This is a genomic window from Erwinia sp. SLM-02 (assembly GCF_037450285.1).
Lineage (GTDB): Bacteria > Pseudomonadota > Gammaproteobacteria > Enterobacterales > Enterobacteriaceae > Erwinia.
Map to the genome: position 1 here is coordinate 534,824 of NZ_JAQISN010000002.1, position 19,597 is coordinate 554,420.

The 19,597-nt window shown below is 55.5% G+C and carries 19 protein-coding genes and 3 tRNA genes; 11 read left to right on the forward strand and 11 right to left on the reverse strand.

The annotated features are described in order from the left end of the window. Positions 1-221: 221 nt before the first annotated feature. The 4 genes from PGH32_RS15670 to PGH32_RS15685 all read right to left on the reverse strand — a co-directional run bounded on the left by PGH32_RS15670 (position 222) and on the right by PGH32_RS15685 (position 2,146). Positions 222-297, reverse strand: a tRNA-Gly gene (locus tag PGH32_RS15670). Positions 298-522: 225 nt separating this feature from the next. Beyond that, positions 523-990 carry a nucleoside deaminase gene (locus PGH32_RS15675; RefSeq protein ID WP_314417634.1) on the reverse strand — a complete coding sequence of 156 codons (468 nt, stop codon included), beginning with the start codon at positions 988-990 and terminating at the stop codon, positions 523-525. An 18-nt stretch (positions 991-1,008) separates the two neighbouring features. Beyond that, complete coding sequence (cynS, locus tag PGH32_RS15680; protein WP_314417631.1) at positions 1,009-1,479, reverse strand: cyanase; 471 nt, start codon at positions 1,477-1,479, stop codon at positions 1,009-1,011. Between the two features lie 25 nt (positions 1,480-1,504). Further along, entirely contained in the window at positions 1,505-2,146 is a 642-nt protein-coding gene (locus PGH32_RS15685) for a carbonic anhydrase (protein ID WP_314417629.1), read from the reverse strand. Between the two features lie 112 nt (positions 2,147-2,258). Between PGH32_RS15685 and cynR the strand changes: the two genes are divergently transcribed. Beyond that, entirely contained in the window at positions 2,259-3,143 is an 885-nt protein-coding gene (gene cynR, locus PGH32_RS15690; RefSeq protein WP_337894504.1) for a transcriptional regulator CynR, read from the forward strand. A gap of 234 nt (positions 3,144-3,377) precedes the next feature. Here cynR and PGH32_RS15695 read toward each other — a convergent pair. The 3 genes from PGH32_RS15695 to orn all read right to left on the reverse strand — a co-directional run bounded on the left by PGH32_RS15695 (position 3,378) and on the right by orn (position 4,806). After that, positions 3,378-3,453 (reverse strand) — tRNA-Gly (locus PGH32_RS15695). A 526-nt stretch (positions 3,454-3,979) separates the two neighbouring features. After that, a tRNA-Gly gene (locus PGH32_RS15700) sits at positions 3,980-4,055 on the reverse strand. Between the two features lie 205 nt (positions 4,056-4,260). Next, positions 4,261-4,806, reverse strand: a complete 546-nt coding sequence (orn, locus tag PGH32_RS15705) for an oligoribonuclease (protein ID WP_105592095.1) — start codon at positions 4,804-4,806, stop codon at positions 4,261-4,263. Between the two features lie 102 nt (positions 4,807-4,908). Between orn and rsgA the strand changes: the two genes are divergently transcribed. The 3 genes from rsgA to mscM all read left to right on the forward strand — a co-directional run bounded on the left by rsgA (position 4,909) and on the right by mscM (position 10,378). Continuing rightward, positions 4,909-5,970: a small ribosomal subunit biogenesis GTPase RsgA gene (rsgA, locus tag PGH32_RS15710; protein WP_314417624.1), complete on the forward strand. Its 1,062-nt coding sequence runs from the start codon at positions 4,909-4,911 to the stop codon at positions 5,968-5,970. Positions 5,971-6,133: 163 nt separating this feature from the next. Continuing rightward, positions 6,134-7,033, forward strand: a complete 900-nt coding sequence (gene asd / locus PGH32_RS15715) for an archaetidylserine decarboxylase (RefSeq protein WP_314417622.1) — start codon at positions 6,134-6,136, stop codon at positions 7,031-7,033. Positions 7,034-7,042: 9 nt separating this feature from the next. Then, complete coding sequence (gene mscM, locus PGH32_RS15720) at positions 7,043-10,378, forward strand: miniconductance mechanosensitive channel MscM (RefSeq protein ID WP_314417620.1); 3,336 nt, start codon at positions 7,043-7,045, stop codon at positions 10,376-10,378. 141 nt (positions 10,379-10,519) lie between these two features. On the opposite strand, the gene epmA is transcribed toward mscM, so the two are convergent. Further along, positions 10,520-11,497 (reverse strand): elongation factor P--(R)-beta-lysine ligase, encoded by a 978-nt coding sequence (gene epmA, locus PGH32_RS15725; RefSeq protein ID WP_314417618.1) that lies wholly within the window; start codon positions 11,495-11,497, stop codon positions 10,520-10,522. 297 nt (positions 11,498-11,794) lie between these two features. Here epmA and frdA point away from each other — a divergent pair, with 297 nt between their 5' ends. Genes frdA through frdD form a run of 4 tightly spaced genes read left to right on the forward strand, consistent with a single transcriptional unit; the run spans position 11,795 to position 15,034 of the window. Beyond that, entirely contained in the window at positions 11,795-13,534 is a 1,740-nt protein-coding gene (gene frdA / locus PGH32_RS15730) for a fumarate reductase (quinol) flavoprotein subunit (RefSeq protein ID WP_443112798.1), read from the forward strand. Further along, entirely contained in the window at positions 13,527-14,261 is a 735-nt protein-coding gene (locus PGH32_RS15735; RefSeq protein WP_337894505.1) for a succinate dehydrogenase/fumarate reductase iron-sulfur subunit, read from the forward strand. Before frdA ends, PGH32_RS15735 begins: the two co-directional genes overlap by 8 nt. A gap of 11 nt (positions 14,262-14,272) precedes the next feature. Then, positions 14,273-14,668: a fumarate reductase subunit FrdC gene (frdC, locus tag PGH32_RS15740; protein ID WP_337894506.1), complete on the forward strand. Its 396-nt coding sequence runs from the start codon at positions 14,273-14,275 to the stop codon at positions 14,666-14,668. A 9-nt stretch (positions 14,669-14,677) separates the two neighbouring features. Continuing rightward, on the forward strand, positions 14,678-15,034 hold the full coding sequence (frdD, locus tag PGH32_RS15745) for a fumarate reductase subunit FrdD (protein ID WP_314417613.1): 357 nt from the start codon (positions 14,678-14,680) through the stop codon (positions 15,032-15,034). 89 nt (positions 15,035-15,123) lie between these two features. Here frdD and PGH32_RS15750 read toward each other — a convergent pair whose 3' ends face one another. Together PGH32_RS15750 and efp are read right to left on the reverse strand one after the other, a co-directional pair. Continuing rightward, positions 15,124-15,255, reverse strand: a complete 132-nt coding sequence (locus PGH32_RS15750) for an entericidin A/B family lipoprotein (RefSeq protein WP_314417612.1) — start codon at positions 15,253-15,255, stop codon at positions 15,124-15,126. A gap of 137 nt (positions 15,256-15,392) precedes the next feature. Then, positions 15,393-15,959 carry an elongation factor P gene (gene efp / locus PGH32_RS15755; RefSeq protein WP_314417611.1) on the reverse strand — a complete coding sequence of 189 codons (567 nt, stop codon included), beginning with the start codon at positions 15,957-15,959 and terminating at the stop codon, positions 15,393-15,395. Between the two features lie 42 nt (positions 15,960-16,001). Between efp and epmB the strand changes: the two genes are divergently transcribed. Further along, on the forward strand, positions 16,002-17,030 hold the full coding sequence (gene epmB, locus PGH32_RS15760) for an EF-P beta-lysylation protein EpmB (protein ID WP_314417609.1): 1,029 nt from the start codon (positions 16,002-16,004) through the stop codon (positions 17,028-17,030). A gap of 82 nt (positions 17,031-17,112) precedes the next feature. Here the strand turns inward: epmB and PGH32_RS15765 are convergent, their stop codons facing one another. After that, on the reverse strand, positions 17,113-17,457 hold the full coding sequence (locus tag PGH32_RS15765; RefSeq protein WP_314417608.1) for a DUF4156 domain-containing protein: 345 nt from the start codon (positions 17,455-17,457) through the stop codon (positions 17,113-17,115). A gap of 695 nt (positions 17,458-18,152) precedes the next feature. Here PGH32_RS15765 and PGH32_RS15770 point away from each other — a divergent pair. Together PGH32_RS15770 and PGH32_RS15775 are read left to right on the forward strand one after the other, a co-directional pair. Then, the gene (locus tag PGH32_RS15770; RefSeq protein ID WP_314417606.1) at positions 18,153-18,812 is read left to right on the forward strand and encodes a hypothetical protein; all 660 of its coding nucleotides are present in this window, start codon (positions 18,153-18,155) and stop codon (positions 18,810-18,812) included. A gap of 69 nt (positions 18,813-18,881) precedes the next feature. Beyond that, positions 18,882-19,583, forward strand: coding sequence for a fimbria/pilus chaperone family protein (locus tag PGH32_RS15775; protein ID WP_337894507.1), 702 nt, complete (start codon positions 18,882-18,884; stop codon positions 19,581-19,583). Positions 19,584-19,597 lie beyond the last annotated feature (14 nt).

The window sequence follows — 19,597 nt, forward strand, 5'->3', positions numbered from 1 at the left end:
CAAGCGATCCAGATAACAATTTGAAATATTCACAAATAGATAAAAAACAACAAGTTATATAAAAAACGTAAGAATTTGCTTATCAGGCAATTGAGGGGCGGGTAAAATCATCCTGTGGATAACTCTGTTTAAAACCCTTTTTGCTCAGGAATAAAAACGCGAAATCTCCGCAGCAGGCGCTGTGGATAATTATGTGGAAAAAAACGAAATGAAAACCAATTTGGAGCGGGAAACGAGACTCGAACTCGCGACCCCGACCTTGGCAAGGTCGTGCTCTACCAACTGAGCTATTCCCGCTTAGGAGTGGTGCTGCTTTACTGCACAAAATTTCTGTAACTTATTGATTTTACTAACTTTACCCCTCGATTCCCGAGGAGAGGACGGTATTATGGACCTGTTTTTTCGCGCTGGCAAGGCCTGCTTCAAAAAAAATTCACATCGCTCACATAATCAGCAGTACAGCGCACCGGATCCGGGCGGTCACGTGTCAGCGCGGGCCGCCCGGCCCGCATGCCGCCTCGGCTAAGCCGGGTTCAGTTCCTTCCAGCGCTGATAGACCTTAATGGCAGCGCCATTCTTGACCTGTACCATCGGCAGTCGACGCTGTTCCACCGGCTTGGCGTACTCCGCATAGAAGGTATCCAGCTCGAAGTACTTGCGATTATCCTGATACCAGGGCGCATAATCTTCCCGGGTAGTGAGGTAAACAACTTTCTCCGGGCTGCAATAGTATAGCGATCCCAGACACATCGGACAGGGGCTGGCGAGAATATAAATGACGCAGTCGGTTAAATTCTCAGTGCCCAGCTTGCGGCAGGCCTCGCGGATTGCCAGTATTTCCGCATGCGCCGTTGGATCGCTCGTCTGGGCAACCTGATTTGCGCTTTCCGCAATCACTTCACCATGGCGAACGATAACCGTGGCAAACGGGCGCCCGCCTTCTTCGACATTTTTCATCGCCAGGTCGATAGTGCGTTGTACAAAGTCCATACTGTTCTCCCTTACTGATTAAAAAGGCTTGGTCGGTAAATATTTTCCATCCAGCGTGATAACGGCCCGCTCTCCCCCCTCCGGGTCGGCAACCTTCTGAATATCCAGGCGGAAATTGATAGCGCTGATGATGCCATCACCGAATTTCTCGTGAACCAGCGCTTTCAGCGTTGTGCCGTAAACCTGCAGCATTTCATAAAAACGATAGATCGTCGGGTCGGTAGGCACCGCGTTAGTGATGCAGCCGCGCAGAGGGATCGTCTGCAGCAACAGCACGGCGTCGCTATCCAGCGAAAGTTTTTCCCCTACCTTACGGGCTGCATCGGCAGGTAACGGGTGCTGACCCAGCAGCGCGGCGGTAACAAATGCGATGCTCAGGCCGGTTCCGGCGGTGATCTGCTCGAAAGACAAATCTTTCCGGGCTTTAGCTAACAGAATAGTTTCGGTAAGTGCCTGACGAGAAGTCGAATTAACCTGTGACTGAATCATTATATTGTCCTTTGAAATGGATAAATTAAGCCGCGCCCACCCGGGCGTCGCGATGTTCCGCCAGGGGTGTCCATTGCCTGTGGATTTCGTCCCAGCGCTGAATCTCTCCGCTGGCGATGTCATATACCCAACCGTGAAGCGTGACCTTGCCTTCCGCTAACGCCAGGCAGACGGATGGATGCGTTCGGAGATTGGCCAACTGGGCAATCACGTTTTCACGCACCATAGAAGCAATACGCGCCTGCGGGTTTTGGTGCGGGCGTGCGGCGTTAACGACGCGGGCAGAATCGGCATAGCGCAGCCAGCTGGCTACTGCAGGCATGTGGTCGAGGCACTGGCAGGAGGCAATTGCGCTCATGGCCCCGCAGTCTGAATGGCCGCAGACGACAATATCGGCGACGCCGAGTGCGGCGACGGCGTATTCCACCGATGCGGAAACACCCCCGGGTTCTGGCCCGTAGCTGGGAACGATATTTCCCGCATTACGGATCACGAACAGATCTCCCGGTTCACGCTGGGTAACCAGTTCAGGCACCATGCGGCTGTCCGAACAGGAGATAAACAGCGCCCGGGGCTGTTGCTGCGTGGCCAGGTTTTTGAATAATTCTGCCCGGCTGGGGAAAGCTTCATGATGAAACTTCAGGAAACCGTCAACAATCTCTTGCATGTGTAGCCTCTTCGTTGAACGTTGTGTACGCCACGAAGGTTAGGCCTGCAGATGTATAATGTAAAAGTCTGATATATAATCAGCCCTATAAGTTTTAATTATAGGTCCAGCTATGCTTCTTCGACATATCCATTACTTTCTGGCCGTGGCTGAGCACCGCAGTTTTACCCGTGCCGCCGCCGCGCTTTTTGTCTCTCAGCCTGCGTTATCCCAGCAAATCAAGCAGCTGGAAGAAACGCTCGGTGCCCAGCTTTTCGATCGCTCCGGGCGCACGCTGCGTTTGACCGATGCCGGGGACATCTATGCCCGCTATGCTCGCCGCGCTTTATGCGACCTGGCCGAAGGAAAACGGGCCATTCATGACGTTGATAATCTCAGCAGCGGTTCGTTACGTCTGGCCATGACCCCAACATTTACCCGCTATCTTCTGGGACCCCTGATCGCGTCTTTTCACGATCGCCATCCCAACATCACGCTGAGCGTGCGCGAAATGCCACAGGATCTGATCGAACAGGGTCTGGCTAATGATGATATTGATGTCGGCGTGGCCTTTTCCGACGTCGGCATGGCCGAGATTGCAGCGCAGCCACTGCTGGTGGAAACGCTGGCGCTGGTCGTGGCGCAGTCGCACCCGCTGGCCGTGAGGGATACCCTCGCCCTGCAGGCTCTCGACAAAGAGCGTCTGGTGCTACTGACGTCCGAGTTCGCCACGCGCGAGCAGATTGACCACTATTTCAGACAGAATGCGATCTTTCCGCAGGTGATGATGGAGGCAAATTCCCTGAGTGCGGTCATTGAGATCATCCGCCGTACCCGCCTTGCCACGCTGCTCCCGACAAGGATTGCACTTGAACACGACGCGCTGATCGCCATTCCTTTAACGCCAACCCTGCTGCAAAGAACCGCCGTACTGCTGTACAGGAAAGGGGCCTGGCAAACGGCAGCCGCCAGAGCGTTTATCGCACTGGCACAGGAAACGGCAGAGGCGCTCCGCTGAGCGTTCCGGCGGGGCGTTGAAATTACACAGGGCAGAAACGAGCCAGGGCAGGCGGGATAAACGCGGGTTTTGCATAAGCGGCGAACGGTGTCTGCGGCGTTGTGGACATACTGCCAGCATAACGATAAATATCAGATCAGGATTTTTTGGTCGTTCAACAGAGAATTCAGCAGAAAAAATTCACGCTGGTTATTGACTGACAGGGGCAAAAGAGAGGATGACTGGAAGAAAACTTGGAGCGGGAAACGAGACTCGAACTCGCGACCCCGACCTTGGCAAGGTCGTGCTCTACCAACTGAGCTATTCCCGCTTAGGAGTGGTGCTACTATCAAACAGTAGGTAATTGTTTGATTTTTAAATCTTTTACTTCATTCCCGAATCAGGAATGGGCGCTATTATGGACCAGTTATTACAGGCTGACAACCCCCCCACGGTGCTTTTTCGTCTTAAACGTGCCGACTGCTATAAATTCGCTCAAAAAGAGCAATAACCACCCTGTTTTTGCCATTTTTCCTGCTGACGTTGTCTTATATCTGCGCCTTTTTAAAGAGACCGTGCGGATTAAGGATACGGAGCGCGTTGGCAAATACGGGAAAACGATTGGGCGATCGGCAGGTTACGCGTATGTATGGCGTACCGGGCAACGGCCGGTCACACCCTTCGGGCGGAGGGAGCATCGCGCTGAGATTTCGCCGGGCTGAGCAGAAAATATGAGGACGTTAAATTCGCGGGCGCGGAAGAAACCGGCCTGTACAGGCGTGAATTTCAGGCATAAAAAAAGGACCCGTCAGGATCCTTTTTCTACTGTTCTACCGCTTGCACGGTGAAACAAAATTTGGAGCGGGAAACGAGACTCGAACTCGCGACCCCGACCTTGGCAAGGTCGTGCTCTACCAACTGAGCTATTCCCGCTAAGTCGTAGCGATGTAATTTCTTCACCGGTACGGGGTGCGAATTATACGGAGATTTGTTCCCTGCGCAATCCTGTTGTCATAAAATTTTGAGCTTTTCGTTCTGACTGCTGATAAACACGGCAAAAAGGAGAATTTATCAGCAGTTCAGGGGGTGAAACGCGGCAACCGAGGCAAAAAATCTCACGCACTGCCCCCCGTCGTCCTCACAGCTGGATGAAATGCTCGCGGTAATAGGACAGCTCGGCCACGGATTCGCGGATATCATCCATCGCCTGGTGCGATCCCTGCTTTTTAAAGCCCGGCAGGATTTCAGGCTTCCAGCGGCGCGCCAGCTCTTTCAGCGTGCTGACGTCCAGGTAGCGATAGTGGAAGTAGGCTTCCAGCTCCGGCATGTATTTGAACAGGAAGCGGCGATCCTGACCGATGCTGTTACCGCAAATCGGTGAGCTGTTAGCGGGCACCCACTCTTTGAGGAATTCAATGGTGGCCAGTTCGGCCGCGCGATCGTCATGCTGGCTGGCCTTAACCCGCTCAACCAGTCCGCTGTTGGTGTGCGTGCGCACGTTCCAGTCATCCATCAGCGCCAGCTGGGCGTCGGACTGGTGTACGGCAAATACCGGCCCTTCCGCGAGAATATTCAGATTGGCATCGGTAACCAGCGTCGCGATCTCGATAATACGATCCCGCTCCGGGTCCAGGCCAGTCATCTCAAGATCAATCCAAATCAGGTTATTAGCATTCGCGGTCATAGTGCATCTCACTGTGGTCAAAGCGGCATTGTCGTTAATTAGCGTGTATGATAGACGTTTTGCCCCCGTAGGGCGAAACATGCCTGATTCGTGTGAGGAACAGTGAGTAAAAACAAACTATCCAAAGGTCAACAACGTCGCGTGAGTGCTAACCACGATCGACGCCTCAAGCAGCGTGCCGACAAGCCCGAACCGGATGACAGCCTGTTCGGCGAGGCGCGGGATGGCGTAGCGATCAGCCGGTTTGGTATGCACGTTGACGTGGAAGATGCGGATGGTTCGGTACACCGCTGTAATATTCGTCGTACCATTCGTTCGCTCGTGACCGGTGACCGCGTGCTGTGGCGTCCGGGCGTGGAGGGCGGCGCAACGGTGAAAGGTATCGTTGAAGCCGTGCATGAGCGAACGTCGGTGCTGACCCGCCCGGATTTCTACGATGGGGTGAAACCTATCGCCGCGAATATTAATCAGATCGTGATTGTCTCTGCGATTCTGCCCGAGCTGTCGCTGAACATCATTGACCGCTATCTGGTCGCCAGCGAAACGCTGGACGTAGAGCCGCTGCTGGTGCTGAACAAAACCGATCTGCTCGACGACGAAGGCCGCAAATTCGTCGACGAGCAGATGGATATCTATCGCCGGATTGGCTACCGGGTGCTGATGGTCTCCAGCCATGAAAAACAGGGTCTTGTCGAGCTGGAAGAGGCGCTGACCGGGCGCGTCAGCATCTTTGCCGGCCAGTCAGGCGTGGGTAAATCCAGCCTGCTTAACGCCCTGCTCGGCCTGGATCTCAGCAGCAACGAAATCCTCACCAACGACGTTTCCGACGTTTCCGGCCTGGGTCAGCACACCACCACCGCTGCCCGCCTCTATCACTTCCCACACGGCGGCGACGTGATTGACTCCCCCGGCGTACGCGAATTCGGTTTATGGCATCTGGAACCGGAACAAATCACCCTCGGATTTGTCGAATTTCGTAAGTATCTAGGCGGATGCCGGTTCCGTGACTGCAAGCATGATGCCGATCCGGGATGTGCTATCCGTGAAGCGGTTGATAATGGCGAAATCGACGAGTCGCGCTTCGTCAACTATCACCACATTCTGGAAAGCATGTCCGAAGTGCAGGCAAAGACGCGCCGTAACTTCAGCTCTGACAAAGACTAACAATCTGTAATTTATCACGTAAATGGAAGCTGCCCGCCCAAAACAGGCGGCTTCCGGTCAGCTGACCGACGGTGCCCGGTCAGGCAATAGCCTTAACCGCCGGGCGCTGTTACAATCCGCCCCCATTTATTTTTCGCTGTCTGATTTAAGCCAGGAGGCTCACGTGTTGGATCGTATTAAACTCGGCCTGAATAATTTACTGCCTAAAAAGGCCCTGACTGAACTTGCCGGCTGGGGTGCCAGCAAACGCGGCGGATGGCTGACCAAAGCGGTCATCGACGTTTTTGTGTGGTTCTATAAAGTGGATATGAAAGAGGCGCAGAAGCCGGATACCGCCAGCTATCGCACCTTTAACGACTTTTTCGTCCGCCCGCTGCGCGATGACGCGCGCCCGCTGATTGCCGATGCAAACCTGCTGGTACAGCCTGCCGATGGCGCGATCAGCCAGCTGGGGCATATCGACGGCGAGCAAATCTTCCAGGCCAAAGGCCACACCTACTCGCTGGAAGGCCTGCTGGCCGGCAATGAGAAGATGACGGCGATGTTCCGCAACGGCGAATTTGTGACCACTTATCTTGCGCCGCGCGACTATCACCGCGTGCATATGCCGTGCAACGGCATCCTGCGTGAGATGATCTACGTTCCCGGCGATCTGTATTCCGTGAATCCGCTCACCGCACAGAACATCCCGAATCTGTTTGCCCGTAATGAGAGAGTCATCTGCCTGTTCGATACTGAATTTGGCCCCATGGCGCAAATTCTGGTTGGTGCAACCATCGTGGGCAGCATCGAAACCGTCTGGGCGGGCACCGTAACCCCACCGCGTGAAGGCGTAATTAAGCGCTGGAGCTTCCCGGGTGCGGACGCTGAAGGTTCCGTTGTCCTGCTGAAAGGCCAGGAAATGGGCCGCTTCAAACTCGGTTCTACGGTGATTAACCTGTTTGCCGAAGGTAAAGTAAAACTGGCTGAAAGCCTGGCTGCGGAAAGCAAAGTCCGCCTGGGTGAGACGCTGGCCATCGCACTGCAAAAAGACAGTGCGGAAGACGTTCTTCATCATCCATAGCGGATTGCCATGTCACGCCTGATCCTCACTATTTTGTTAGGCTGGAGTCTTCTCCAGCCGCTCTACGCCGCCAGCGCACCGGATGCCGCGCAAATCAAACAGGAACTTGAACAGGCGAAGTCAGACAAAACGACTGCGAATCAGGCGGAAGTTGTCGATGCCCTGCAGTCAACCCTGAACTGGCTGGATGAACAGAAATCCTCGCTGGATAAAACCCAGGAATATCAGCAGGTCATTGATGACTTTCCTAAGCTTTCCCGTGAATTACGCCAGCAGATTGCCAACCTGACCGACAGCAATAAGCAGCTGCGCAGCAATATGAGCGCGGCCGACCTCGATCAGGAAATTCTGCAGGTCAGCAGCCAGCTGCTGGAAGAGGGGCGTCTGTCGCAGCAGGAACAGGATCGCGCCCGTGAAATCAGTGATTCACTCTCCCAGCTTCCGCTACAGCAAACCGATGCCCGGCGCAGCCTGAATGAAGTGGAGCGCCGCCTGCAGGGTCAGCCAACGGCGACCACCCCGCTGGCACAGGCGCAGCTGGCATCGCGCCAGGCAGAATCCGCCGCGCAGAAAGCGCGGGTTGACGAGCTGGAGCTGGCGCAGCTGTCCGCAAATAACCGCCAGGAACTGGCGCGGATGCGGGCGGAGATCCACCAGCTCAAGGCCAGCCAGCTGGACGCCTATCTGCAGGATCTGCGCAACCAGCTTAACGGTCTGCGCCAGCGCGAAGCGGAGATGGCGCTGGCCCGCACCGAGCAGCTGGCGGAAAACAGTGGGGATATGCCGGAAGGCATCGCCGAGCAGTTCCGCGTGAACCGTGAACTCTCCGCCGCGCTGAATCAGCAGGCGCAGCGGATGGATCTCGTCGCGTCACAGCAGCGTACCGCCGCCAACCAGACGATCCAGGTCCGCCAGGCGCTGAGCACGCTGCGTGAGCAGTCGCAGTGGCTGGGCATGTCCAATGTGCTGGGTGAGGCGCTCAGAGCGCAGGTTTCTCGCCTGCCGGATATGCCGAAACCGCAGCAGCTGGATAACGAGATGGCGCAGCTGCGCGTGCAGCGGCTGCACTACGAAGATCTGCTGGAGCGCCAGCAGACGCTGAAACAGCTGCGCCAGGATGACAACAGCAATCTGACCAGCGAGCAGCGCCGCATCCTCGACGCGCAGCTAAAAACCCAACGTGAGTTGCTCACCTCGCTGCTTTCCGGCTGCGATAACCTGATCCTCGAAGTCACCAAACTCAAGGTCGGTAACAGCCAGCTGGTGGATGCGCTGAATGAAGTGAAAGAGGCGACCCACCGCTATCTGTTCTGGATTGCGGACGTCAGCCCGATCAGTATCAGCTACCCGCTCGACCTGGCGCGCGACCTGCAGCGCCTGCTGTCGCTGGATACCCTGGGTCAGCTGGGTGGCGCACTGGTGATGATGGTCACCAGCCGCGAAACGGTTATGCCCATTCTGGGTGCGATCCTGCTGGTGGGTTTCAGTATCAGTTCTCGCCGGCACTTCCGTAACTTTCTCGAACGCGCGTCCAGCAAGGTCGGTAAAGTCACCCTGGACCACTTCAGCCTGACGCTACGCACGGTGTTCTGGTCGATTCTCGTTGCCCTGCCCCTGCCGGTACTCTGGGCCGCGCTGGGCTACGGCTTACAGCACGCCTGGCCGTATCCTATTGCGGTTGCCGTTGGCGATGGCGTCACCGCCAGCGTGCCGCTGCTGTGGGCCTTTATGATCAGCGCTACCTTCGCCCGCCCGCAGGGGTTGTTTATCATCCACTTCCGCTGGCCGCAAACGCGTGTGGCCCGGGCGATGCGCTTCTACACGCTGTGTATTGGCCTGGTTGTGCCGCTGATGATGGTGCTTATCGCCTTTGATAATCTCGAAGACCGCGAATTCTCCGCCACGCTGGGCCGCCTGTGCTTTATTCTGATCTGCGGCGCGCTGAGCCTGGTGACCGTCAGCCTGAAGCGCGCCGGCATTCCGCTGCACCTTGATAAGGAGGGCAACGGCGAGAACTTCATCAATAACATCCTGTGGAATGTGATGATTGCCATTCCGCTGATTGCCGCGCTGGCGTCCTGCATTGGCTATCTGGCGACGGCCCAGGCGCTGCTCGCCAGGCTGGAAACCTCGGTGGCTATCTGGTTCCTGCTGCTGGTGATCTACCACATTATTCGCCGCTGGATGCTGATCCAGCGCCGCCGGATTGCCTTCGATCGTGCCCGTCATCGCCGGGCGGAGATCCTGGCCCAGCGTGCACGCGGCGAAGAGGAAGCCGCGGCGCAGCAGAGCGCCGCTGACAGCGTTGATGTGGAAGAACCGGTTATCGATCTTGATGCCATCAGCGCCCAGTCATTACGACTGGTACGTTCCATTCTGACGCTGATCGCGCTGGTTTCCGTCATCGTGCTCTGGTCGGAAATCCATTCCGCATTCGGCTTCCTCGAGAATATCCGTCTGTGGGACGTCAGCACCACCATTCAGGGCGTGGAAAGCCTGCAGCCGATTACCCTCGGTTCGGTACTGATCGCCATACTGGTGCTGATTATCACCACGCAGCTGGTCCGCAACATGCCTGCCCTGCTGGAGCTGGCGCTGCTACAGCATCTCGATCTCACACCGGGTACCGGCTACGCCATCACCACCGTGACCAAGTATCTGCTGATCCTGATCGGCGGGCTGACCGGGTTCTCGATGATTGGCGTTGACTGGTCGAAGCTACAGTGGCTGGTCGCGGCGCTGGGTGTGGGACTGGGCTTCGGCCTGCAGGAGATTTTCGCTAACTTTATCTCCGGTCTGATTATCCTGTTTGAAAAACCGATTCGTATCGGCGATACCGTCACCATTCGCGATCTGACCGGCAGCATCACCCGAATTAATACCCGCGCGACCACCATTACCGACTGGGATCGCAAAGAGATTATCGTGCCGAACAAGGCGTTTATCACCGAGCAGTTCGTGAACTGGTCGCTCTCCGACTCGGTTACGCGCGTGGTGCTGACTATCCCGGCCGCGGCGGAAGCCAACAGTGAAGAGGTGACCAACGTCCTGCTGCAGGCAGCCCATCGCTGTAGCTACGTGCTGGAAACACCGCAGCCGGAAGCTTTCCTCGTCGACCTGCAGCAGGGGATCCAGCTGTTTGAGCTGCGTATCCACGCCGCAGAGATGGGGCACCGCATGCCGCTGCGTCATGAGCTGCATCAGCTTATTCTGCGCGGCTATCAGGAACACGGGCTGGAGATGCCGTTCCCACCGTTCCAGGTGCGGATGGAAACCCTTGGCCGTAAAACGCCGGCCAGCAACGGGGCTCCGGTGGCAAGAACCTATAAATCGGGTGGCCTGTAAGCTGCTGGCCTGCCGCGCTGTGCGTCGGGGAACCGGCGTCAGCGGGTTGCTGATGCAGCCACGCCTGCAGGCTTTCAGCGCGTTATGCCGAAAAAAAAGGTCCCGTTCGGGACCTCTTGCAGCGAAGGGGCTGAGTAGCTGTCAGCAGCGATCCACCGTAAAGGCAATCACCTCGCTCAGCTGCTCGGCCTTTAACGCCAGCATGATAATACGGTCAACGCCCAGCGCCACGCCGGAACATTCCGGTAAACCGTGCGCCAGCGCATCCAGCAGATTGTTATCGATCGGCTGCTCCGGTAAACCTGCCGCCGCGCGCTTTTTATTATCCTGCATAAAACGCTGCCGCTGCTCGCGGCTGTCGGTCAGTTCGCGGAAGCCGTTCGCCAGCTCAATCCCCTTGAAGTAAACCTCAAAGCGTTCCGCCACGCGGTGATCTTCCGTGCTGATCTCCGCCAGCGAGGCCTGAGTTGCCGGGAAGTGGTAAACAAACGCCGGGCGGTCTTTGCCAATTTCCGGCTCCACGCCAAGCATAAACAGCAGCTGGAGCAGCGTATCGCGATCCTCTTCGCGGTTCGCCAGATCGCCCGCGCCGAGCTTTTCTGCCGCTTCACGCAGCTGAGCCTTGTCGGCAGACAGCGGATCGATCTCCAGATGGCGGATAAACGCCTGCTGATAAGAGAGGGTTTCCGCCGGCGCGCATTCCAGCACCTGCTGCAGCAGATCGTCCACCTCATTCATCAGGCGGTACATGTCGTAATGCGGGCGGTACCACTCCAGCATGGTGAATTCCGGGTTATGGTGGCGCCCCATCTCTTCATTGCGGAAGCTGCGGCACAGCTGATAAATCGGTCCGCTGCCCGCGGCCAGCAGCCGCTTCATATGGTATTCCGGGCTGGTCATCAGATAGAGGTCGATGCCTGCCGATGCGCCTGGCCCCACGAAACGCGTCTGGAAGGGGAACAGGTGGACGTCGGTGACCGTGGCCTGGCTCATCGCCGGGGTTTCCACTTCCAGCACGCCACGATCGGCAAAGAAACGCCGGATTTCAGCCATGATCGCCGCTCGTTTTAACAAATTAGCGATGGATGCACTCGGCTGCCAGCTGGCCGTTTCGCTCATCTTTTCTACTCCAAAGTCAGTCAGGGCAAGAAGTCTACCTGTCCCTGGCGTTCCGCACAATTCTGCACGGAATAAAACCGTTCCTCACCGCCAGAAACCCTTTGTACGCTTTTTCTACGCTACCCACCCAAATACCCGAACACATCAAGTCAGCGCATTTTTAGCCAAAGTATACTGGGCACAGACTGGCGGAAAAACTTCGCCAACCCTATGTAATTACTACATAAAGTTAAGCAGGGAGGAACATGTGCAAATCCTGACTGTCGACATAGTCATTGTGGGCGCGGGGGGGCAGGACTGCGTGCAGCCATTGCCGCCGCGGAAGCGAACCCACGGCTGAAGATAGCGCTGATTTCAAAGGTCTATCCGATGCGCAGCCACACCGTCGCGGCGGAGGGCGGTGCTGCCGCCGTCACCACCTCGCAGGACAGCTTCGAGTCTCACTTTCACGATACGGTTGCCGGTGGAGACTGGCTTTGCGAGCAGCCGGTGGTGGACTACTTCGTGGAGCACTGCCCGCAGGAGATGGCACAGCTGGAGCACTGGGGATGCCCGTGGAGCCGCCAGCCGGACGGTTCCGTCAGCGTGCGTCGCTTTGGCGGCATGAAAAATGAACGAACCTGGTTCGCCGCCGATAAAACCGGCTTCCACATGCTGCACACGCTGTTCCAGACCTCTCTGCAATATCCGCAAATCCAGCGCCTGGATGAATATTTTGTCCTCGATCTGCTGGTGGATGACGGTGTCGCCAGCGGCCTGGTGGCGCTCAGTATGATGGAGGGCACGCTGATTGAGGTACGTGCCCGCTCGGTGATCCTCGCCACCGGCGGCGCGGGGCGCGTTTATCGCTATAACACCAACGGCGGCATCGTCACCGGCGATGGCATGGCGATGGCCTTCCGCCACGGCGTGCCGCTGCGTGATATGGAGTTTGTGCAGTATCACCCGACCGGCCTTCCGGGGTCCGGGATCCTGATGACCGAAGGCTGTCGCGGTGAGGGCGGCATTCTGGTGAATAAAGACGGCTATCGCTATCTGCAGGATTACGGTATGGGGCCGGAAACGCCCGTCGGCCAGCCGAAAAACAAATATATGGAGCTGGGGCCGCGCGACAAAGTTTCTCAGGCGTTCTGGCACGAATGGCGCAAGGGCAACACCATTGCCACCGCGCGTGGTGATGTGGTGCATCTGGATTTACGCCACCTTGGCGCGAAGAAGCTGCATGAACGCCTGCCGTTTATCTGTGAACTCAGCAAAGCCTACGTCGGCGTCGATCCGGTTAATACTCCGATCCCCGTGCGCCCTACCGCCCATTACACCATGGGCGGCATCGAAACCAATACCCATTGTGAAACCCGAATCCAGGGTCTGTTTGCCGTCGGTGAATGTTCTTCCGTTGGTCTGCACGGCGCCAACCGCCTCGGCTCAAACTCACTGGCGGAGCTGGTGGTGTTCGGCCGCCTGGCAGGCGAGCAGGCCGCGCAGCGCTGCGCCCACCCGCATCCGGTCTCCTATAGCGCGATCGGCGCCCAGAGCAGCGATATCGAACGTCGCCTGCACGCGCTGGCCCACCAGACGGGCGGTGAGAATCTGGCGGCACTGCGCGATGAGATGGGCATGGCGATGGAAGAAGGCTGTGGTATTTACCGCACGCCGGACCTGATGCAGAAGACGATCGACAAGCTCGCCGAACTCAAGCAGCGGGTTGAAAACGTGGCGATTACCGACAGTTCGAGCGTCTTCAATACGCAACTGCTGTACACCCTCGAGCTGAAACACGGGCTGGACGTTGCGGAATGTATGGCCCATTCGGCGATACAGCGGAAAGAGTCGCGCGGGGCGCACCAGCGCCTGGATGAAGGTTGTACCGAGCGCAATGATGAAAAATATCTGCAGCACAGCCTGGCCTTCTTTAATCCCCAGGCCGCGCCCTCCATCAGCTGGGCTCCGGTAGCCATTACTCACCTGCCCCCGGCACAGCGCGTGTACGGTGCCGCATCGGAGGATAACAGCCAAAAGGAGCCCGTCAATGAGTGATAACGCCCTGCGTAAAATCGATATTCTGCGTTACAACCCCGAGAGCGATCGGCTGCCGCGCCACGAAATCTTCAGCGTCCCATGGGATGAACAAACCTCGCTGCTGGATGCGCTGGGCTATATCAAGGACAACCTCGCGTTCGATCTGTCTTACCGCTGGTCCTGTAGAATGGCCATCTGCGGCTCCTGCGGAATGATGGTCAACGGCATACCGAAACTCGCCTGCAAAATTTTCCTGCGCGACTATCCCCAGGGCATGAAGATTGAACCGCTGGCCAATTTCCCCATCGAACGCGATCTGATTGTGGACATGACCCACTTTATTGAAAGCCTGGAAGCGATCAAACCGTGGATCATCGGCAATACGGGCAGTGTCGCTCAGGGCGCAGGGCGCCAGACGCCGGCGCAAATGGCGAAATATCATCAGTTCTCCGGCTGCATCAACTGCGGCCTGTGCTATGCCGCCTGCCCGCAGTTTGGGCTGAATCCGGAATTTATCGGCCCTGCCGCTATTACCCTCGCCCATCGCTACAACCTGGACAGTCGGGATCGCGGTAAAGCACAGCGCATGCCGCAGTTAAACGGAGAGAACGGCGTCTGGAGCTGCACCTTCGTCGGCTTCTGTTCCGAAGTCTGCCCAAAACACGTTGATCCGGCGGCCGCCATTCAGCAGGGGAAAATAGAGAGCAGCCGGGACTTTCTTATCGCCACGCTGAAACCTCATTAAGGAAGACCGAAATGATGACAAAACGCAATCCTTACTGCCGCCCGGTGGAGTCCGGCTGGTGGCGCTCTCTGCCCTTCTACCGCTTCTATATGCTGCGCGAAAGTACGGCGATCCCCGCGCTGTGGTTCAGTCTGGAACTGATCTTCGGCCTGTTTGCCCTCAAGCATGGGCCAGAAAGCTGGGCAGGCTATGTCACCTTTTTGCAGCACCCCGTCACGTTATTGCTGAATGTGCTGGCGCTGGCCGCCGCGCTGCTGCACACCAAAACCTGGTTCGATCTGGCGCCCAAGGCGTCGATCATTATCGTTAAAGGGGAAAAGCTGCCGCCGGAACCGCTGATTAAAGGGTTATGGATCATAACGATCGTTCTCAGTCTTGCGGTCCTGGCCGCTGCGCTGTGGGCGTAAGGAGCACAAATGAAAGCAATACCGCAACGTTCTGATGAACCGATCTTCTGGGGGCTGTTTGGTGCGGGTGGCATGTGGACGGCGATGTTCAGCCCGGTGCTGATCCTGCTCGTCGGTCTGCTGTTGCCCGTCGGCTGGGCGCCGGAAGAAGCCTTCAGCTACACGCGAATAATGGGCTTCGCCACCTCTTTTGTCGGCCGTATCTTCCTGCTGCTGGCCATTATTCTGCCCCTGTGGTGCAGCATGCATCGCCTTCATCACGGACTGCACGATCTGAAAGTGCATATTCCCGGCAGCAAATGGCTGTGCTATGGCCTGGCGGCGATATTAAGCGTGGTGACGATAATTGGCGTGGTGACGCTGTAGCGCCGGCGGCTCAAGGGGATTTTACTATCGGGGGTGAGACGCTTTAACCGGTTGTCAGGCCAGTACAGTGTACCGGCCTGACACACTGATTACTGAGTACTTTTTTGAATTGCCTGACCGCCCGCTTCGACATCTTCGCCTACGCCGCGCGTAGTGTTACAGGCAGTCAAAACGGAAGAGAGGACCAGAACGGAAAGAATGGCTAAAATACTTTTCTTCATGGCAATTTCCTTTTAATCATTAATAAAGAACAGCGCTTTAAGCATAGCCGTAATTTATTCAATTGCTCTGAAGGCGATGATAAAAAGGAAAAACGTGCGGACAGGGGCCGGTTAACCGAACCCCTGTTAATTCAGGCTTACTTTACGCGTGAAACGTATTCGCCAGAACGGGTATCAACTTTAATCACTTCGCCAATCTGCACGAACAGAGGCACTTTCACTACCGCGCCGGTGCTCAGTGTCGCTGGCTTACCGCCGGTACCTGCGGTATCACCCTTCAGGCCTGGATCGGTGTCGGTGATTTCCAGCTCAACGAAGTTCGGTGGCAGTACCTGGATTGGTTTGCCATTCCACAGGGTCACGATACACTCTGCGTTGTCCAGCAGCCATTTAGCCGCATCACCCACGGTTTTTTCTTCAACAGGATGCTGTTCGAAGGTTTCAGGGTGCATGAAGTGGTAGAACTCACCGTCGTTGTACAGGTAGTTCAAGTTGGTATCAACCACGTCAGCGCCTTCCGCGGAGTCGGTAGACTTAAAGGTTTTCTCAACGCGGGTGCCGGTCAGCAGGCGACGCATTTTTACGCGTGCGAAAGCCTGGCCTTTGCCTGGTTTAACAAACTCGCTGGCTTCGACGGCATAAGGTTCGCCTTCGAACATGATTTTAAGACCGGGACGGAAATCGTTGCTAGAATAAGTCGCCATAAAGGCCCTCTACAATTTTATTACTGGTACTAAGCCAAAAAAATGGCACACATTGTAACCCTAAATACCCCTGCACGAGAAGAATGGTTGCATCAACTAGCCGATGTAATCACCGATCCCGATGAATTACTGCAACTTTTAGCGTTGCAGAATGACCCTGAACTGGCTTCAGGCCATGGTGCACGCCGACTTTTCGCACTGCGAGTGCCGCGGGCGTTTGCTGCGCGCATGCGCAGGGGCGATCCGCAGGATCCCCTGCTGCTGCAGGTGATCACCTCGCAGCAGGAGTTTGTTGATGCGCCAGGTTACAGTACCGATCCGCTGGATGAGCAGAGCAGCGTGGTGCCGGGTCTGTTACATAAATATCGAAATCGTGCGCTGTTGCTGGTTAAAGGCGGCTGCGCCGTTAACTGCCGCTATTGCTTCCGCCGCCATTTCCCTTATGAAGATAACCAGGGAAATAAGCGCAACTGGCAGCAGGCGCTAGAGTATATCCGAGAGCAGCCAGAACTGGATGAGATTATTTTCTCCGGCGGCGATCCTCTGATGGCAAAAGATCACGAACTGGACTGGCTGATCGGAGAACTGGAACGCATCCCGCATATTAAGCGCCTGCGTATCCACAGCCGCCTGCCCGTTGTGATCCCCCGACGTATTACCGAATCCCTGTGCCAGCGCCTGGCGCAATCGCGCCTGCAGACGCTGCTGGTTTGCCATATTAACCACGCGCAGGAAATTGACGATGATCTCCGTCACGGTATGCGCATGCTGAAGCGTGCCGGGGTAACCCTGCTCAATCAGAGCGTGCTGCTGCGCGGCGTCAATGATAATGCGGCAACGCTGGCGGCGCTGAGCAACGCGCTGTTCGATGCCGGTATTCTGCCCTATTACCTGCATGTGCTGGATAAGGTGCAGGGCGCCGCGCATTTTTACGTGGATGACGATCGGGCCCGCGCTATCGTGCGTGAGCTGCTGGGGATGGTTTCAGGCTATCTGGTGCCGACGCTGGCGCGCGAAATCGGTGGGGAGCCGAGCAAAACACCGCTCGATTTACAACTACGGCAGGAATAAGCCGAGACCGACGAGGCAGGCATTCGCCTCAGGCCTGAGAATAGTGGGTGGATGGCTATCCACCCCGCTCATTTTGCTGCCCTCAAGGGCACTTATAGACCTGGCCGCTCATTTTACTGTCGAGTGGTGCAAAGCTGGACCAGATGTTCTGCGTTGGGCTGGTTGCACCATAAATCACGTTACCGCCCATCTCAGCCGCACGGTTGCGCAGGTCATTTGCCGCACCGCGCAGAGAACTGCCTTCCCCGCCAGAACCTGAGAACCAGTTACTCTGCGAACCGGTCAAATTACCCAACAGCTGGCAGCTACTGGCCGGTTGCTGATCGGTAAAAGTGACGCGCTCGCCCGCAGAACTCAGCGTATTAGAAGTACTACAACCCGCCAACAGCAGCGCCGCGACGGAGAGTCCCAACAAGTTAATCCGCATTATAATCCTCATTTATTATCATCAGAGTCAGGCAGACATAAGGTGAGCCTTGGGCATCCTTTACCTGCGAAAACAGCATCATTCAGGCCACGATGTGCGCACCTACTTATACCCTTTTCGACGGCAAAAAAAAACAGCCATGAGGCACCAGTGCGCAGTGGATACCGGTAAGGGTTGTCAGGCGTGCGTGCATAAAAACGTCACACAAGGGTCACTACCTGCATATCCTTTATTAAAGTATACGAGAGAAATGGATTTTATAAGACCATGAATAGGCGACGCCTGCAGGGAAAGCCTGAAAAACAGCCCCCAAAATACAAAATAAAAATTCAATCAGTAAATATCCAAAAAATTCAACACGCAGCCTGTTTATAAATAAACCATTGTGTCGACAATAAAAGAGTTAACAACACCCGTTTAAAAAACACTTAATAGCAACAAAACCGATAATATTCATAAAAAATCAGAAGAACGCCTCGACTTAAAGCCAGAAAAAAAACCAAACAATTCCATCATTGCGACATTAAAAACCATTAAAGGTGTTTTTATTTTTTATAGATGACCTCCAGACGAAATACGGATACCATTTATCGCGTTATGAAAAAGAGTTCATAACAGTGAAGGATTGAATAAACAGCCTGTGAATTCAGCAGTGCGTTTATTCTTATAAATCTGTCCGGTAAAGGAATATACTAATGAAAAAGACGACAATTCTCGTTTCTCTTGTTGCAGCGATAGCAACCGTCAACGTAGCGACTGCGGCAAACTCAACGGCATCCATGAGTATTACAGGTAAAATTGTTCCCCCAACCTGCAATATCAGCTTCAATGGCGGAACCTCCTCATCACTGACAGTGGGTAAAATCAACCCCGCTCTCCTTTCAGAAGATAACTTCAGTGCATTACCTGCGTTGAACGCCAGTCTGTCGATTAGCTGCCCCACAGCAAGCGGCGTTGGCTTTAAAGCAAGAGATGTCGCAGAGGGCGCGGGCAAGACTGGCATTACGGGTATGGATATGAAAGAGGTGTTTAGCCTCGGCAAAACACCGAGCGGTGCCGCTATTGGCGGCTATACCGTCACAATGGAAAGCGGAACGATTGATAACTCAAAAATCACCAACTTCCTGAGCTCAGTTTCCGGCCAGTCCTGGGACGTCATGAATGCCGGAGCCGCCCTCGATCCCACCAGCAGCACCATGTATAGCTGGGCCAACTCTGGCCAGGTCCCACAGATGGGACGTCAGCACCAAATTAATCTGAAAATTCAGCCTTTCATCAATGCAACGAAGCAGTTGAGCACCGGCGACGCTATCGAACTGAATGGCCAGGCGACCTACGATCTTGTCTATCTGTAATTGCGCCTTTTTTTGAATATCCATTCGGGGAACCCACGGGTTCCCCTCTTTATTATCACCAGAGGCATTATGAACTTCCGAATTTATATTCAGCCTGTCTTTTCTTTGATGCTTTTCTCAACGGCGTTGCCTTCAGCTGCAATTATGAAGCCTGAATCATCAATGTTATTTATTAAAGAAGCGGAAGGTGGCGGAAGTATGAACGTTCAGAACCAGGAGGATCGTGAAGCATTGCTCTACGTTAAAATCCTGAATTTACCTGACGATCCTCAGCCAAAGCTTTTCGCCACTCAACCGGTTACGCGCGTAGGAGCACATAAAACTCAGCGCGTACGCTTCATTCTTGTCAGCGAGCGCCCCCTGCAGCAGGAACACCTGAAGCGGGTGGTATTCGAAGGGATCCATCCTAAAAAAGAGGGCGATGAAAACACCATCGATTTGAACATTCGCCACAATATCCCGGTTATTATTCACCCCAAAGGTCTGCCCATTATTGCCGACCCGTGGAAAGAGCTCGTCTGGTCATTACAGGGGAAAACGCTGACCGTTAACAATCCGGGAAAATACGTCGTCAGGCTGGCACAGGAGATCACGCTATTACCTTCGAATAAAACGGCGCTGCTGGATAAGGCCTACATCCTGCCGGGGCAGTCTTTAAAAGTGCAGGTAAAAACGCCTGAGATCCTGGCCTCGACACAGAAAGTCAGCATTGAAACCCTGTCAAAATATGGTTACGAGACCGGGATGGTAGAAATGGATATCACTCACTAAGCGTGACGAGGAAA